Consider the following 17,139-nt stretch of genomic DNA (forward strand, 5'->3'; position numbering starts at 1 on the left):
CCCATATTTTTGATTTTGGTTTCATACAGGTGAGAGAGTTCATGTTTGTCCTTTGTTGTGTGAAACTCAAGGTTATCAGCAAGTTCTATGATCGCCCGCATGTTGTATCCGCTTTGGATTTTATTCTTTAACTCATTAAAAATTTCGCCAATCTTATATTCAATGGTATTGGAGCTGTCGGTACTCTCTTTAAACTTAGAAAGGTAAGGGAAGAGTTTGAAGTCAACAAATTTTACTAAGTCTTTACCTGTAATATCTTTATGATGATCAATTAGACCTTCAGTCGTTTTGGGCATTGCCCAATTACTCCAGCGATATTCGTCATCAAGAATAAATGAGTATTCTTCGCCTTTGAGCTCTGCTTCATCTTGTTTGTCTTGTTCTAACATATCAAGGTATCGAAGAAACATAATCCACGATGTTTGTCCGATATAGTCTAATTCGCTATCAGCACCTGCATCTTTAAACAGGATGTCGTCTATATTTTTAAAGGTTTGTTCGAACATAATTAATCACTTTTTGAGATGGCATAATAAAATCTTTTAAGAATTTAGGAATTATATATGATAGCAAGAGCGATTAAATCCTGTTTGCAGGATTGCAGGCTATTGACAAAATGATAAAATAACCACATTTTCTGTGAGGCTTTCATTGAGCGAAAAACCCACCTACATTTCATTCAGGCGAGCAGGCCAGATATTATCAATGTCGATAAACACAAAACCCCACATTTTCTGTGAGGTTTTTCATTGAGCGAGAGACGAGATTCGAACTCGCGACATCCACGTTGGCAACGTGGTGCTCTACCAGCTGAGCTACTCTCGCATAAATTTATTCAAAAAAGGATCTTTATGACTAAGTTTAAGACACCTTTATTGTCTTTTAGAGCGGCGGGAATTTAATGGTGTTTTTAAATTGGTCAAACGGATTTTGGAAAGAATTCCAATCTTCTTTCCGTTCTATATAGAATAACTAGAGACATACCCAAATAAACGATATCCCGAAGGATTGTTTCTAAACCAATTTTGTCTCCACCTTCTGTCGTAACAGAGAAACATCCGCAGTCAATACTGATACCCCGCGCCAAAGCCTGGGAAATTGCAAATATAAAAACGACATTCATGATGACACATAAAATAGCTGCACCATCTACCATAATTCCTGCGATCAAACAAAATCCCACCAATAATTCTAACCACGGTAAAACCAAACCAATCATATTTTCTAAACCAAATGGTACAGCATGATAATTGCCAATCGCTTTAGCGAATTCAGCTGGATGTGCAATTTTATCCCAACTGGCATAAAGAAATATTATTCCTAGGATTAATCGAAAAAAGAATACAATCTGAACTTTAAAATAGCGCGTCATTCGCCAGTCCCGCTCGGATAACCTGCCGCAGACCATTCTACCCATCCACCCTTAAATACATACAATTTCGTAAACCCTGAATCCTGGAGATTGTATGCTAAATCTTCACTATCACCACATCCGGGATCACCACAATAGACAACCAGTGGCATTGCTTTATTCTGACGTTCTTCAATCGAGAATATTAATTCCATGAGAAAAGCATTTTTCATGGCACCATCAATATGGCCGAGGGTATAATAACCTTCATCCCTGGCATCAATAAAAAGGACATCATCATCAAATAGCTTTTTGGCTTGTTCAATTGATATTGCAACTAAAACAGGTGAATTCGATTCTACTGCAGTATCAATCGAATCGGCAGTAGATAGTGCTGCCGCAATCCATGGAATTTTATCGGAACGTACTAAATTTGAGCCAAACCCAACGATACATGAGAATAATAAAAGAAAAGCTACTTGACCCAGTGGTGTTCGGATATTCATTAGTTCAAACTTTGGGCGCCCTGCATATCAAGAGTCGTGCACATTTTCAGCGCTTCATCCACAACAGCCAATAAGGACTTTTCACTGGCAACATTACCATTTAAGGGGATTAACGAGTAGTAAGATGTATTAATCGTATTGGTTAAACTTGACTTAGAACTGGAAAGTCCATCCTTGTATTTTTCAACCATATTTAAAACATTGGGGCTATCTTTATATATTTCTTCCAATGGTTTATCCGGGTCTCTCTTTTGAAGATTATTCAGTCTTTTCTCAAAAACAGAAACGGTCATCATGGGACCGGTAACATCTTTTATTTTTTTGGACTTATCCATGATATCAACGTCTAGACGACCCACGTATTTACCTTGAATACCGAAACTGTAAGTCATGGGTTTACCCGTTGGCTGAATCATTTCAGGGCGGGTGCGCGTAGTTTCACGACTAGAGAATAAATAGTCAACACCGGTAAATGAATCGGCAGAATTATAGGATTGTGGACGCGTTGAGTTCAACAACATAACTAACACATCTACCTGGGGACGCAATTCTGCAATTTTGGCTTTTGCTGATTCGAGATAGTCCATCAATTCGAGTGTATTTTCAACTTTAGGTAATTCTGTTGTAATGCCAAATACGCCGATTGTTAATCCATTTCGTTCAATGATTTTATGGGGAGTAAACACCAATTCATCTGTACCTGATTTTACAATATTTGCAGATATAAAATTGGTACCGTAAGAAGCCTGCATTTCTTGGATAAACTCATAACCAGCGGCTAAATCATAATAGCCTACATTATAGAGATAATCACCAATCTTCGCTGATGATTCTAAAATGGTTTTTGCTTTTAGTTTCGATGATGCTTCTTTCCCTTGAACGAGATAATAATTATCAAATAGTGCATCTCCTGCATCCAGCATAACCGGATTTGCGCCACTTTCTTTTACTTGGTTAACGTATGTTGCTCTTCTGGGCAGACCGCCCAGTGGATTGGCTTTTCAGCCACAGGGGTCAAGTTGACCCCGAACATTTGTTGTAACCAAAAAAGTTAGCTGCTTAGCATCTGGCTGTTTCCCAGAACAAGACCAAAGTCCAAGAATGAGCATGGACCACGAAATTAATTTCAAATTTTTCATACTTAAATTTATCCCTGTTTTCATACGAATCACAAATAAGTATCCCACCGATTACTGTTATGGGTACTTATCCCCCTGATAGTTTTGCTAAAAACCCCTTATCTATTAAAATTTTTAATACCTTTCCCCGAACATTACCTTGGATTAATATTTCATTATTCTTAACTGTTCCACCAACACCACACTGTTTTTTTATGGTTTTTCCCAAATTAGCTAAATCATCTACATTTCCAATAAATCCTTTCACCACTGTAACAATTTTTCCGCCTTTTCTTCGATCAAGGTGAATTCTAAAATCTTGACTGGAAGAAGTTTTGGATTGTGGGATTTCCGGTGGTGCATAATCCGGATCGGTGGAATAAACGATACTAGAAGTATTTTTTAATGTTCCCATGGTCCCCCAGATAATGGCTATTTAAAGTTCAAAGGATTTTTCTGATTCCATGATTTCAAATCTTCGGAAATAAAAGTATGACCGTCCGTTGCCATAGCCAGGAATAATTGTTTGGAACCGTCAGCTCCTGGTAAAATTGTAAGTGAAATAAATTTATGATCATCATCGACTACCTGGCTTAAATATTCGAATCCATCTCCTGGCGTTACAGGATTTTTATTTTCCATCAAAAAAATGCGACCTTCTGATGTAAGTAAAGCGAATCCCATCTCTGATATGCCAAAACGAAAATGAACCGTGCTAACCACTTGTTCTGGCATGGCATCCATAGCTTTTGAAACCATTTGACTGCCACCAGCTTTTATATCAGCAAGCGTTTTTTCTAAATTGTTTATCAATAATGGTGAAATAGAAGTCCCATCCTTCCCGCCTTTACCCGGTTCGCCGGGATCGCCCTTTTCACCTTTTACACCTTCAGGCCCAACTTCACCAGGACTCCCAGGAGGTCCCATGTCTCCGGGGATACCTTGTGGCCCCAGTGCGGACGTTGGTGCGCAGGCGCTAAGATAAATAGCGAATGCGAGTAAAGTTATTTTCATATATTGAATAAGAACTGCCATGCTCTTCCCCATGCCATGGACATGATTATGAGCAATTCGCATAAGATGGCCGTTCCGAAAAACATAATGGCTCGACGTAAATGTTTATTTTTGTAAGCATTAATATGCCCAAGGGCATAAAGTTGTGACGAAAACATTTTATATGTCTTCTCATGATCATCGGTTATTTCATTCAAGTATTCTGCATATTCCACAGGATTCTTGAATTGAATAATTCCGCCAAAAAATGTTGCATTTATATCAGGTAAATCCTCATGATTTTGGTCATTTCGCATCCGTGGAACAATCACTAGCATTAGGTTTCCAATAGAAAATAGCGCTGCAATAAAATAGATAAAAACCATTACTACATTAAACCAATTGATATTGATTTTTAAGAAATGAACAATAAAAAAGACCATGAATACACCCAAAATGGACATAAGTGTAAATGCTTTTTGATCCGTCCTTTGGAGAATATTTTGTTCACTTTGCAATATTTGAAAAATGGGCGCAATATTGCTGCGCACATTCCGTGAACTAAATTCCGGCTCTTCTATTATTTGTGTTTTTTGCTCAGGCATTAGGCCTCATTTCACTTACCTTGTGTAAAAGATTGCACAGAGATTAAGACAAGTGTTCCCCAATTGGCAAGTTGCCATTTAATAAACAATTCGATTAAATATTATTGCAAGAGAGGAAATATAATTGAAAAAGAGAAAGGTATATTTTATTTTTTGGATTGCGCTTCACTCACAACCATTGGCCGTCCACTTATTTCTTTCCCTAACAATGCTTTAACAGCTGCCTCGCCTTCTTCTCTAGAGGGCATTTTGATAAAACCAAAACCTTTTGAGCTACCGCTGTTACGATCTGTGGTTACTTCAGCAGAAGAAACTTCACCATAATTTTCAAAGGCACTTCGCAATTGATTATCCGTGACCTGATAGTTTAGATTTCCAACATATATATTCATAACATAGATTTCCTAAATTTTCCAAAATTAGGATTCAAGTAAATAGATACCTTTATGTCCACCAATAAATTAAGTAGGAGTTATTTACGTAAATCCTGATATGAATTTATATACTATTTACAAATAGTACAAAATTAAATTTTATGTAATTTCAAGGACAAAATCGATGAAAGGAAAATCGAATTTCCAAATAACATTTAATAATTACTTTTTTTCAAAGCAATTATTCCCATATATAAGACAAATGAACTATATTCATGCCGATTTTTGAGGGGCCGTAGCTCAGTTGGGAGAGCGCTTGACTGGCAGTCAAGAGGTCGTCGGTTCGATCCCGTCCGGCTCCACATTATTTTTTATAACTTTTAATTCAAATTCTTCTACTATAGCATTCTTACTAAAGAATTTCTGATACATCAAAATAGGACTTGAATTGACTATGTCATTTCAAATATCAACATATTTAATTCAATCCAAAATATTGTTAATATTAATTCTTCCGCTCAATCAACGGTTTCCCGAGTAAATGGTCATTAAAATAATTAATCATTTTCCGATAGAGATTTTTCCGTGCTTTCCCTCCCGCCATACTATGGGGGCGATTCGGATAATAAAATGTATCCAATTGTTTAGCATTCTTCACAAATTCCTCTACCAACCATGTCATATTTTGTGAATGTACATTATCATCGCCAGTCCCATGGATAACGAGCAACTTACCATCAAACCTATCAACATAAGACAATACGGACGTCGAGTCATATCCAGACGCATTGTCCTGAGGAAGCCCCATAGATCGTTCAGTATAAATTGAGTCATATAATCTAAAATCCATTACCGGCGCTACTGAAACACCAACATCAAATAAATGGGCATTCTTGGTGAGCATCAATCCAGTGAAATATCCGCCACCAGACCAACCCCAAGCTCCAATACGATTCGGATCAGCAATTCCTTCATCCACCAAATATTGGACTCCAGTTGCAGTATCCATTGCCAAGTATTTGGCCATATCACCATAACTTAAATTTTTGAATGCTTCACCGCGACCACTCATACCGCGAGCATCCAAAGAAAATACGATATATCCCTGCTGTGCTAAATATTGATTCCATACACCACCCCACCGGTTGCTCACAATCTGTGTGCCGGGCATTCCATAACCATAAACAATTACGGGATAACGATTTCCTTTAACATAATCAGGTGGATAAGTTATGATTCCATCCAATGTTGTTGTACCATCTGCTGTTTCAAAATTGATAATCTCTGGATAAGACCAATCGTAAACTTCAAACTGAGATTTATCTGTTTCTCCCAGAATTTGCAGTTTTTCACCATCCATACTTTTAAGGATATGTTTGGTTGGCGTAATAAGACTTGAATAAGAGTCAATAAAGGCATCTCCTTTTGGAAGAACTTTAACAGAATGAGAACCCTTTTCATTCGTTAAAAGACTGAAATTGCTACCATCAAATTTGACGGAATAAAATCTCGTTTCATATACCGATTCTTTGTTGGCGGTAAAATATACAGTTTTATTTTCCTCATCTACCCGAACAATCTTTTTCACCTCCCATTCACCATTAGTTATTTGCTGTACCAATTCACCCGCAGTCGTATGAATATAAATATGGTGCCATCCGGATTGTTCAGACATCCAAAGGATATTACCATTTTTTAAAAAATTGTAATTGCGATGAAGGTCAACCCACCCTTTTTTATCAGATTCGCTCAAGCCTTTATTAGATTTCCCACTTTTGGTGGCAATTGTTAGAAAATCCCAATGTTTTTGGAGACGATTCATCCGCATAACAGTCAACTTTTTGTCAGCAGTCCATTCCATCCAAGGGTAGTAGGCGTCGTTTGTATCACCAATATCCATTGATTTTCGTCGACCCTTTTTAACATCTACCACGAATATTTTCATAGTTGGGTTGGTTTGACCTGCTTTGGGATAACGAATTTGTTGCATCGTTGGATATAAAGATAATTCATCAAACATAGTGAAGACTGGCACTTGTGATTGGTCTTCTTCCCAATAAGCAATTGATCGACTGTCCTGCGACCAACGATAACCATCAAAGGACCCCCATTCTTCTTCATATACCCAACCAAAATGGCCATTATAAATCAAATCGGAGCCACTTGAAGTAAGCTGCTTTTCTTTCTTTTTAACTAAATTGTATACAAAAAGGTTATTGTCATTTCGAACATATGCAACCTTATTCCCATCGGGGGAAAATTTAACATTTCTAAGGTTTGTATTATCACTGCTTACAGAGTGAATTTGTTTTGAATCAATATCTAAAACATGATAAGTCCCAAGATAAGAATGACGCCAAATCTTTTCTCTATCGGAAAGAAATAACAGTTTAGTTCCCGTTTTATCAAAACTAAAACGATCTACTTTCAGTTTCTTACCATCAATATAAAAAGCAGAACTATCCAAAAATTCTGTGGTGTCTTTTTCGGGAAATGTGACTTGAACGATATCCCCTTTATGAGCATCTTTTCCCCAAGCTAGGTAAGCGTTTTCATTAGGAAACCAAACCATCATTCCAAGGCGAGCATGTTTAAATGGTGATTTCCCCTGTACATCATTAAAGGAGAGTCTTTTACCTTCTCCAAAAACACATGAGATAATAGATATGGTTATTATTGTTTTGCGTATCATTGCTTTAATTCCCTTTTAATTTTTCGTAATAATTCTGTCATCATATCAAAATTCATTCGCCCTGTATTTACATTTCTTGGGCTTGGATGGTAGCTCCCCCAAAGAATCATACCATTCGGTAAAACATATTGTTTGTCGTGGCCAAAGGAATAGTCCTTCATTTTAAGATCATAATCTTGTCGAAAGTGTTTCAAAGCACCATCAAAACCAATTTTTCCCAGGGCAAGGATTATCTTAATGTTTTTCATCAATTTCATTTCTGTCCCAAAAAATGGCGCGCAATTTCGCAATTCCTCTGCGGTAGGTTTATCCTGTGGCGGCACGCATTTTAATACTGTTGTCATGAATGCGCTTTTCAATTCTAAACCATCGTCAAGAGAATCAGAATTGGATTGATTCGCGAGTCCTTCTGCATGGAGGCATTTCATAAGAAAATCAGCTGATTTATCGCCGGTAAATACACGGGCAGTTCGATTGCCACCATGGGCCGCCGGTGCTAATCCTACTAATAATAATTCTGCACTAGGATCCCCATACCCTGCTATCGGTTTACCCCAGTAGGTCCAATCCATGAATTGTTTTCTTTTTTCACGGGCAACCTTGGTTCGGAATTCAACAATCCTCGGACATGTCTTACAACCCACAACTTCTTGGTACAGTGCCGACATAGGTCCTTTACGGATGAGGGGATGGTTTTCAGGTGTTGGGTGTAGATTGGGCAACGTATGTTATGAAATTTAGAGGCGGAAATTAGTACAGAAGTCTCCAAGGTCAAACCAGAGATGGGCATCGCTTAATTACATTCATTTATTTAAAGGGCTTCACTGTAAATACTCTCCATTCGTAAATAAATATCTTAGGAGTCATTATTAATGATTTTCACCAATTTAATTATTAATATAAACAATAATCATTTACACGGCATTGCTCATTGCCATTGGGGGTGTCAGAAACATAAATTCGCACCCCTTCTTTTGAAGTTCTAAACATATTTTACTTAAGGACATAATTTTATGGCAATGATGACAACACTCCGCAACAAGATGCACGTCGTTATATGGTCGCTTCTGATTTTATTTTTACTGAGTATGACCATTGGTGGATTGGTTGGCGGTGCCAACATTATCGATCAACTTTTCGGTCGTGTTAGCCCCTCCGAAGCTATTGGATCTGTGAATGGATCCCACATTACTCCAGACCAATTTAATCAAGCAGTGAATGTTCGTATGGAATCACTTCGCAATTCGGGAACTCAGATTTCTGACCAACATATTGACGCAATCCGTGCAGAAGTTTGGAATGCCTTTATCGAAGAACGATTGACTGAACAAGCTATCGACGATTTGGACATCACTGTGGTTGATGAAGAAATACTCTATCACTTGGAGAATAATCCTCCTGCGGATATTCAACGATTATTCATGGCGAATAATGAATTTGATGAAGAAACGTATCGCCGTGCTTTGAATACACAGGGTATGCTTGACTGGGCCCCTATCGAAGCCTGGATGCGCAGTTACTATATTCCGCGTTTTAAACTGCAGCAGTACATCAATATGTCCGCTGTTGTATCACAGGAAGAAATTCGAGAAGAATTTGTAAAACGGAATGCGAATTATACCATTTCTGCATTACATGTTACTACCACGGCAGTTGAAGATCTAGTCGCCGAACCCACCGAAGATGAATTGATGGCTAACTATAAATCACGATTGGTCGATTTTGAACAGGAAGAGCAACGCCATTTATCCTATGTAAGTTGGCCCAAAACAGCCACGAATAATGACACCCTACGCGTCAAGCAGGAAGCTTTGGAAATAATTTTGTCCTACAGCGACGGTGATGATTTTTCTATTTTAGCCAATATCCACACACAAGATCCCGGCAACCAAGTGACACCTGACTCGGGCCGCGGTGGTGATTTGGGATGGTTTGGCAAAGGGCAAATGGTTCCCGCCTTTGATGAGGCAGTATTCAATTCGAGACAAGGCGCAGTTGTTGGCCCTATCCTGACGCAATTCGGATATCATATTATTAAAGTGGACAGCATTAGCAACGTGGGTAAAAAAGACCATAAGGTTAAGGCACGCCATATTTTACTGAAGATTGAGATGGGACAAAACTCCCGTACAGATATTCGCAGAAAAGCTACTTTATTTAGTTATGATGCGCAAGATTATGGCTTTGCTGCCGCCCAGGACAGCCATAGTGTCTTTTCTATTCCCGCTAAATCACTGGGGGAAAAAGATATATTCCTCGGAATTTTAGGACCATTTAGATCGGCAGTTCGGTGGGCATATAATAATGAAGTTGGAACAATTTCTGACCCCATGGAAACAGATGGATTTTATGCTGTATTCACACTTGATTCAATTGAAGAAGCAGGCGTTAAATCATTTGATCATGTTCGCACCCAAGTATATGCTGCTATCAGTAATGAGAAGGAAAATGATGCGGCCAAAAACCTTGCAAATGACCTTAAGAACAAAGTGTCAGGAGGTGTATCATTTGAATCTTTAAAAAAAGAATATGACAAGATTGAATTGGTTCCATCTGATTCTAAAAAACTGAGTAGCTCCTTTATTTCACTGGGCCGTTCTGACCAAGTCGTTGGTGCATTGCTCAGTGCAAACGAAGGTGATCTAATCGGGCCCATCAAAACATATCGTGGCTATGGAATTATTAAAGTAAATGCTATCAGCACTTTTGACTCCACAGCTTGGGGCATTCAAAAAGATATACTCCAACTTGACCTTACACAACAAAAACAAAATCGCGTTTACCGAAGTTGGATGACTGACATGAGAGATAATGCTGATATAGTCGACAACAGGAAATACTTCTTTTAGTTGATGAATTGAAATGATGAGCACAGATACTCATCTAACGTTAATGGTAAAAGGGCCTCGGTAATCATCCGAAGCCCTTTTTTTTTATATATTATCATTTTTGGTTATACGACACATGCGCAGCATTTGCCAAGCTATGGAAATCACTTTTTTGGAGAATTGGAGAGCAATTTCATAGCCGACAGAGGTGAGTCAGGCATTTGCATTTATTATAGCATGGTCGATTTTAAGAAATGGGTCTGTATAGATTTCCTATAAAAACCCTTAAAAATATAAAATATTGCATTTTTTATACAAATCGTGCCTCAATATCCTTAAAATTCAATTCTGGTTGATTATCAAGTATGTCATTATAATGTCTTGTATAAATATCAAATACTGATTTTGCTTTCGCTGTATGCTGGTTTTTAAGATGTCCTTCCATTGCCCATTGGAGTCCATCTTCATCGATGGAATCCCAGGATAATATTTGTTCACCCAACGCCGCTAATTTCTGCCAATTATTCAATTCACGATATGGAATGACTAAAGATTCAGCAATCCGTTTTGATTTAGCCTGAATATTCTGTCGAATATCTTCCATCCATTTGTCATCCACATCATGACATAATTCGCCGCTTCCATAGAGTCGTAAGGCTGTTTCTCGTGCTTGAATATCAGCCTGAGAATTCGCTTTAAAAACGGATAAGAAATAGTGAAAATCTGAGAAATGTTCTGCGCCAAGTTTTATAAATATATTATGATCAAAACTGTTAATAATTCCTGAATAGGCCGCACCCAAGACATTCCTGATTTGAGACATGGCCACATAACGACTATTGGCGGCACTTTTTTGATTCGTATTTGGCCAGAATTCGCCATAGATATCATTCGGGGATACACCTTTATCTCCGTTTAAAATGAGATAGACAAATAAATGGCGTGCTTTTTTTGAGATCCACTCAGAAGCCAAAACTTCTATACCAGACTTATATAATTTAAAATTACCAAAACATTGAACGGCAAAATCATGATGTAAATATGGATTCTCATCTTGTGAAAAACTAGGCATGTAGATAAAAGTCGAACTGGGAATGTCATTTATTTTATTATTTTTCCATCGAAATCCGATAATTCCCAATGAAATCATTAATGCCAAAACGCCAAAACCATACCGACCCCATGATTCCATTGCTGAAATCGGCGGTGGATCCATGGGAGGATAATTGATTGTGTGAATTTGAACAAATGTTTTTTGAGTGTTTGAAATGTTTGACTGTGTCGCCACAACGAGTTTTCCAGTCTTTTTATTTACATTAGGTACAATCTTCCTTGACTGGAATTCTGTTTCTGTATTAGGGATTATAGATTTGTTTTCGATGTCATACGTTTCTGGATTAATAGTCAATATATAAATAGGGGAATTAGATATTGATTTTACGGATAGTAAAAACCGATTAATGTCTTTTGAATATGATAAAACTGCTTGATCATAATGCTGAATAGAGATGAAAGATTTAATTTTCTGTAAATGCATTGTTTTTCGATTGAATTTCCAAAAATCATTAAATGTGTGGAATCCTCTTTCTTGCAAACCACTTATATTACCAGATCCTCCAAATAAATAAATATAATTTGAATCGGGTCCTTCTGATACGGATGAGCCAAATCGAGGATAAAACCTATCACCCCAAACAGATAATGTATCCCAATGGTGAGTCTCATAATCAAATTTTCGTATATGGTTTTTTGAACGATACCACCCATATCCACCAAACAAATAAAATTCATTTGTATTAAAATCAAAAAAATGTCCAGCCGTATGGTATTGGTCTCTTGGGCCTTCGATCAAATATGATTTTTTTATATTTTTATTTAAGTCATAAAGATTAAAATCCCCACCATCACTCGAGAATACAAATATTTTTTCATTAATATTATTGTAATAAAAATAACCATCCTCTTCAATATTGATTTTTGCCCGAACAAATTTTTTAGAATATTCGTGAGTATCAATTGTATATATATTCAGGCCATTCTCTATAAAAGTGATATTATTATGATCGTTACTAAAGATAATAATTTCAGGATCCTTATATATAATAGTGTCTTCTACAACCCATGTGATATGGGATTCATATTCCCATAAACTATTAGTAATCATTGCTTTTCGGCCACCAATATTATCATACCCATAATTGCCTGAAGATTCATCAAATTTCCAATGATGTCGCAAAACGTTTTTACTAAACACTTTAATATTCTTCAAGGTCATACTAGGTACGTCAGACAAAAGTCCATTCGAACCAAATTTAATTCTAATATCTTGTTCATTTAACATGGGATATTTTAGAATCTTAGCAACTTTATTATTCAACACCAGCCTTACCTCATCCAATACTAAATTATATGTGATCGACAAATGATGCCATTTTAATGGATTTAACTCTGATTTTGGTATTGAAATAGAAATCATCTTATTTATTTCTTGAAAACTAAATTCAAAATAAGTTGTATCAATATGTTTAAAATCTATATTAACCAAATTACTGGCAGGTAAAGAATCAGAATCTATATGAAGAATAAATCCAAACGGACTTGGATCTCGTATTAAAAATTGGAATGAAAGAGTAAATTCATCTTCCACATGAATGGGATCATTTGAGGATATATCTAAAGTTGAGAATGGTGTGTTACCCCCCAAACCATCCTTGCCAAAGAATCGTAATCCTGAACTGTTATCCTGTCCGATGAGAATCGAAAAAAGAACACAAAGAGGCAACCGCCTAATTAAACTTAAATTAGTCTTAAATTGAAAATTTGGGAACCTTAATATTATCTTAAAATCCACCATGGCATGTAGAATTTGATATCTAAATATCAGGAATTCAAGGAATTAATGACATGCCTAAATAATCGGAATTACAGATTAAATTAAGTTAAATAATCCGGACAACATACTCTATGGATTTCCCTTACCAAATTGTATGAACATTCTCTGACTCACGAATATTTTTATCTGCTGTTACCAATGGCGATCCTGAAAATATTGATGTCGCGGAAATAAGCCTATCGGCCGGATCAGAGATTGGTCCCAATCCAAATTTTATGGATTGATCAGCAATTTCCGGGGTGATGGGTTGGAATATATAATTCCGACTTAAAGACAATAATTCAATAAACTCGAGAAAGGGTACATCTATTATCAACCGCTCTTTATCAATAAGCATCGATATTTCCCATAGAGAAATATCGCAAAATAAAATGCCCTCCGAATCATTGGCTTCATCAAATACTTTTCGAGCTTTATTACTTAGTTTATCTGGTGCCAATGCATCCCATATTATTACATGGGTATCAGCAACAATTCTCAATTAGCCTTTCCCCACTCCTCTTTAAATGGAGTAATGATATCATGAATTTTGGCTGTTTCACTTATTTCTGATAATTTATATTGCGCAACTATTTTGGGATATCCCGGCGGCACAAGTTTTGCAACTTCTTTACCCCGGGATGTAATGGAGAGGGAAAGCCCCTTTTCAATGCTTTTTAATACTTTCATTAGATTGGCCCTCAAATCACTCACTGCGATGGATTGCATAACAAATAGTCCTTTAGTTGTACACTCCAAATGTACACCTAATCGTGCGTTTGAAACAATATAATATCCTTTTTTTCAAGACCGCATGCGCTGGTTGATTATATTTTTGTAATTTTGGATTGAAAAGATAACCATCAGTGAATCATTTTTTCACAAGACTTGGGTACAACAATTCACTAAGTACATAGTCCCAATCCACGGATATTAACTCACCCCATAATTTGTAATCCCGGGATTCGAAGAATACCCGGGATCCAGTTCTGTGAATATTACTATCGTTGCATTTGGATACCCCGCCTTAGGCGGGGCATAACGAAAGAGTTTCTTTACAAATAAATCTATCTATACACATCTTTTCGGTGCGCAACCCGGACGATCAATATAATTAATTCTTTATCCTTATTTTGGATTATGATCCGATATGACCCCACTCGAAGCCTAGCCATGCCCTTATATTTTTTCCCTTTCAATGGGGAGATTCTATTCGATATTGCAGCAGGGTTTTGAGTAAGAATATTGAGTTTGACTTTTATTCTCTTTTGCCAAATTGGATCGATTTTAGATAATTCATCATTCGCTTTATCTAAAAATATTAGCGAATACACTAACCGATTCCGAGCGTTTCCCAAACCTCGTCAGCCGGAATAGTTTTTGCATTGCCTTTTTCCAATTCATCTAACCGTTTTTCTGCAATGGCACTATCCAACTCGTCAAAATACAATTCTAAGGCCTCGGTGATAATATGACTTTTCTTGCTATTGAGTTCTTTTGAAACAGCTTCCAATTCCTCAGAAACTGCACCGGGTAGCGTAATATTCATTCTATAATGTTTCGACATGTATAATTATACACATAATAATACACTATATTTGATACTTATTTCAAAAGAATCATCTTTTTTGTTTTCACAAAATTCCCTGCCCTAAGTTGGTACAAATACACTCCTGCACCCACGGGATCACCAAAATTATTGGTGGCATTCCACTTTATCGAATGGTACCCAGCAGGTGTATTGTTCATATTGAATGTTCTTACCTTTTGTCCTAGCATATTGAATATAGTAACAGTTATATCGCTCACCTCAGGCAGATCGAACCGTAATGTAGTCGTTGGGTTGAAAGGATTTGGATAGTTATCATGAAGCGCAAATTCAGTTGGTATTCCTTCACCTTCTGTTGAAAGATATTCATAGCGATTGACAAATAGAACTCTATCATCACCTGTGATTCTTACTGTATCAATCCCATCGGTAGCAAAAATTGTAAACTGAACAGTTGCTTTCTCGTTTGGCTTCCCCTCAAAGACAATCTCCACAATTTCTTGATATGACAATGGCAAAGCAATGACGGTTGTATCGTATATCTCTTTTTCGGGATAGACGCCTATTTTTGCATAAACGAGGTAATCAATAGTATCGATATCCACATCTATACTTTCGGACCATTTCAATTCGTATGTTTCCCCAAGATTAGTCTTAGAGATTTTAATCGTATCCGCTGCCTTACTTACCCAGTCAAAGCTAACTGGTGCAATATTGTTCCACGCAACAACTGTATCTTTATTAACCAGAGGACTTACTTTATGCCAACTAGGTTCTAATTGCCTTAAGCCATCAGGATTTGGTTCCGATTTGAACCGCTCTAAATCTTCTTTGACTGCAAAAGTATCGGGGATTGTATAATCTGGTATTGTTTTAAAATAATGATACCAGTACTGACTTTCTCCGGTCTCTCCTGCAACTAAAGTTGTATCAAGCCCTACAGTTGCTTCCCAATGATCATCTGATAACTTCCGCATACTTACAGTATCTCTACCATTGCAGCCCGTACATTCATGGTTTTCTGCACCCGATTTCCAAAATCCAAGTGAGATATCAGTGTCCGGAAGCGAATGAACTGGCAGCTCTACATTAAAGGTGATTGCTTTAATACCATTATTATTATAAGTAGATACACCATCTACCTCTACTCCACAAATGTAAGCAAAGGTTACGCCTGCATCCAGTTCCATTTTAGTAACATCAGCATTAGTCCAATTTGCTGTGGCCCAGACTGGGTCTAACACTTCGATACAAGTAAGACCTGGATTTTCTTGAGCAAAAAAAGTAATTAACGCATCTTTAATTCCATTTCTCATATTCAGTGACGTTAATTTGTTTTCTGAAACATATAAAACCTTTAACTTTATATTTTGACTCAAATCCAAGCTGGTTAATTGATTTTTATATAAGCTTAGGTAGTCTAAAGCAGTATTCTTACTCACATCCAGGCTGGTCAATTTATTATTCCAGCAATTCAGATTGGTTAAGGCTGTATTGGCAGTCATATCAAGACTGGTTATTTTATTACTCCAACATTCCAGGCTGGTTAAGGCTGAAAAAGCTTCTATCCCGGTTAAATCGCTTATTTCTTTTTCGCTCACATCTAAAGTGGTTACACCGCTGATATTTGCTGTAACTACTGAATCATCCAGAGTTGTGTCGTAGCCTAGGTCAATCAGGGCCTGTTCAAATTTGTCATCGGGGACATAGGTATTCTGGGCAAAAACGAATGATGATGTTAATAAGACAATGAAAAGAATAGCGATTTTCTTCATGATGAACTCCTTTTTAGAATAATGATTTCAGAATCACAATTAAATTTGTTCCGTGATTCAAAGCACCAATCCATATTATGATTTACGCTTAAATTATCGGTGGAAGAAAAAAAACAATTGTTAACCACTCGTGAGCCTGAGTGGATAGTCTTAGGTAAACAGTTGTCTCCCTTCCACCGAATTTTTCTTTATTTCAACAATACCATCTTCTTTGTTTTATTTAAAACAATAATGCCCTTTTCATTTCGAATAATCGCATGGTAGAAATACATTCCCGTTGATACACGATTACCACGAGAGTTGGCGCCATTCCATATAAAAGTATAGTATCCTGACGGACGGAATTCATTGATCGCCAACCGAGTCACTTCTTCACCCAAAAGATTATAGATAATTAAATCAACCTGGGCATCGTCTTCTAAACTAATCATTATTGATGTCTGGGGATTAAAGGGGTTGGGGTAGTTTTGACTCAA

Annotated in this window: 19 protein-coding genes and 2 tRNA genes; 2 read left to right on the forward strand and 19 right to left on the reverse strand. The window is 37.0% G+C overall.

Going from position 1 to position 17,139, the window contains the following annotated elements:
• From HN459_02785 to HN459_02830, 10 genes are all read right to left on the reverse strand, one after another.
• On the reverse strand, window positions 1-506 hold a 506-nt coding region (locus HN459_02785; GenBank protein ID MBT3478368.1), incomplete at its 3' end, for an SAM-dependent DNA methyltransferase.
• A 246-nt stretch (window positions 507-752) separates the two neighbouring features.
• Window positions 753-825: transfer RNA gene (locus tag HN459_02790), tRNA-Gly, on the reverse strand.
• 94 nt (window positions 826-919) lie between these two features.
• Window positions 920-1,372, reverse strand: a complete 453-nt coding sequence (locus HN459_02795; protein ID MBT3478369.1) for a DoxX family membrane protein — start codon at window positions 1,370-1,372, stop codon at window positions 920-922.
• The gene (locus HN459_02800) at window positions 1,369-1,857 is read right to left on the reverse strand and encodes a rhodanese-like domain-containing protein (protein ID MBT3478370.1); all 489 of its coding nucleotides are present in this window, start codon (window positions 1,855-1,857) and stop codon (window positions 1,369-1,371) included. Before HN459_02800 ends, HN459_02795 begins: the two co-directional genes overlap by 4 nt.
• Window positions 1,857-2,780, reverse strand: coding sequence for a hypothetical protein (locus HN459_02805; GenBank protein MBT3478371.1), 924 nt, complete (start codon window positions 2,778-2,780; stop codon window positions 1,857-1,859). The genes HN459_02800 and HN459_02805 overlap by 1 nt, the downstream gene beginning before the upstream one ends.
• A 78-nt stretch (window positions 2,781-2,858) precedes the next feature.
• Window positions 2,859-2,996, reverse strand: coding sequence for a hypothetical protein (locus HN459_02810; GenBank protein ID MBT3478372.1), 138 nt, complete (start codon window positions 2,994-2,996; stop codon window positions 2,859-2,861).
• Window positions 2,997-3,063: 67 nt separating this feature from the next.
• Entirely contained in the window at window positions 3,064-3,390 is a 327-nt protein-coding gene (locus HN459_02815) for a translation initiation factor (protein ID MBT3478373.1), read from the reverse strand.
• Between the two features lie 17 nt (window positions 3,391-3,407).
• Entirely contained in the window at window positions 3,408-4,052 is a 645-nt protein-coding gene (locus HN459_02820; protein ID MBT3478374.1) for a collagen-like protein, read from the reverse strand.
• Window positions 3,986-4,573, reverse strand: coding sequence for a hypothetical protein (locus HN459_02825; protein ID MBT3478375.1), 588 nt, complete (start codon window positions 4,571-4,573; stop codon window positions 3,986-3,988). The genes HN459_02820 and HN459_02825 overlap by 67 nt, the downstream gene beginning before the upstream one ends.
• Before the next feature lie 146 nt (window positions 4,574-4,719).
• On the reverse strand, window positions 4,720-4,965 hold the full coding sequence (locus tag HN459_02830) for an RNA-binding protein (GenBank protein ID MBT3478376.1): 246 nt from the start codon (window positions 4,963-4,965) through the stop codon (window positions 4,720-4,722).
• A gap of 271 nt (window positions 4,966-5,236) precedes the next feature.
• Here HN459_02830 and HN459_02835 point away from each other — a divergent pair.
• Window positions 5,237-5,309 (forward strand) — tRNA-Ala (locus HN459_02835).
• Window positions 5,310-5,452: 143 nt separating this feature from the next.
• Here HN459_02835 and HN459_02840 read toward each other — a convergent pair.
• Together HN459_02840 and HN459_02845 are read right to left on the reverse strand one after the other, a co-directional pair.
• Window positions 5,453-7,639, reverse strand: coding sequence for a S9 family peptidase (locus HN459_02840; GenBank protein ID MBT3478377.1), 2,187 nt, complete (start codon window positions 7,637-7,639; stop codon window positions 5,453-5,455).
• The gene (locus tag HN459_02845) at window positions 7,636-8,307 is read right to left on the reverse strand and encodes a uracil-DNA glycosylase (protein ID MBT3478378.1); all 672 of its coding nucleotides are present in this window, start codon (window positions 8,305-8,307) and stop codon (window positions 7,636-7,638) included. Before HN459_02845 ends, HN459_02840 begins: the two co-directional genes overlap by 4 nt.
• Window positions 8,308-8,652: 345 nt before the next feature.
• Here HN459_02845 and HN459_02850 point away from each other — a divergent pair, with 345 nt between their 5' ends.
• Window positions 8,653-10,488, forward strand: coding sequence for a hypothetical protein (locus HN459_02850; protein MBT3478379.1), 1,836 nt, complete (start codon window positions 8,653-8,655; stop codon window positions 10,486-10,488).
• Window positions 10,489-10,777: 289 nt separating this feature from the next.
• Here the strand turns inward: HN459_02850 and HN459_02855 are convergent, their stop codons facing one another.
• The 7 genes from HN459_02855 to HN459_02885 all read right to left on the reverse strand — a co-directional run bounded on the left by HN459_02855 (window position 10,778) and on the right by HN459_02885 (window position 17,094).
• Complete coding sequence (locus tag HN459_02855; protein ID MBT3478380.1) at window positions 10,778-13,171, reverse strand: hypothetical protein; 2,394 nt, start codon at window positions 13,169-13,171, stop codon at window positions 10,778-10,780.
• Between the two features lie 271 nt (window positions 13,172-13,442).
• Window positions 13,443-13,835: a type II toxin-antitoxin system VapC family toxin gene (locus HN459_02860; protein ID MBT3478381.1), complete on the reverse strand. Its 393-nt coding sequence runs from the start codon at window positions 13,833-13,835 to the stop codon at window positions 13,443-13,445.
• A gap of 2 nt (window positions 13,836-13,837) precedes the next feature.
• Complete coding sequence (locus HN459_02865) at window positions 13,838-14,068, reverse strand: type II toxin-antitoxin system prevent-host-death family antitoxin (GenBank protein MBT3478382.1); 231 nt, start codon at window positions 14,066-14,068, stop codon at window positions 13,838-13,840.
• Window positions 14,069-14,406: 338 nt separating this feature from the next.
• Window positions 14,407-14,673, reverse strand: coding sequence for a type II toxin-antitoxin system RelE/ParE family toxin (locus HN459_02870; GenBank protein MBT3478383.1), 267 nt, complete (start codon window positions 14,671-14,673; stop codon window positions 14,407-14,409).
• Window positions 14,673-14,888 carry a hypothetical protein gene (locus tag HN459_02875; GenBank protein MBT3478384.1) on the reverse strand — a complete coding sequence of 72 codons (216 nt, stop codon included), beginning with the start codon at window positions 14,886-14,888 and terminating at the stop codon, window positions 14,673-14,675. The genes HN459_02870 and HN459_02875 overlap by 1 nt, the downstream gene beginning before the upstream one ends.
• Before the next feature lie 56 nt (window positions 14,889-14,944).
• A complete protein-coding gene (locus tag HN459_02880) occupies window positions 14,945-16,663 on the reverse strand; it encodes a T9SS type A sorting domain-containing protein (GenBank protein MBT3478385.1) in 1,719 nt (572 codons plus the stop codon).
• A 188-nt stretch (window positions 16,664-16,851) separates the two neighbouring features.
• A complete protein-coding gene (locus HN459_02885) occupies window positions 16,852-17,094 on the reverse strand; it encodes a hypothetical protein (GenBank protein ID MBT3478386.1) in 243 nt (80 codons plus the stop codon).
• Window positions 17,095-17,139 lie beyond the last annotated feature (45 nt).

The organism is Candidatus Neomarinimicrobiota bacterium (assembly GCA_018647265.1).
Lineage (GTDB): Bacteria > Fidelibacterota > Marinisomatia > Marinisomatales > TCS55 > TCS55.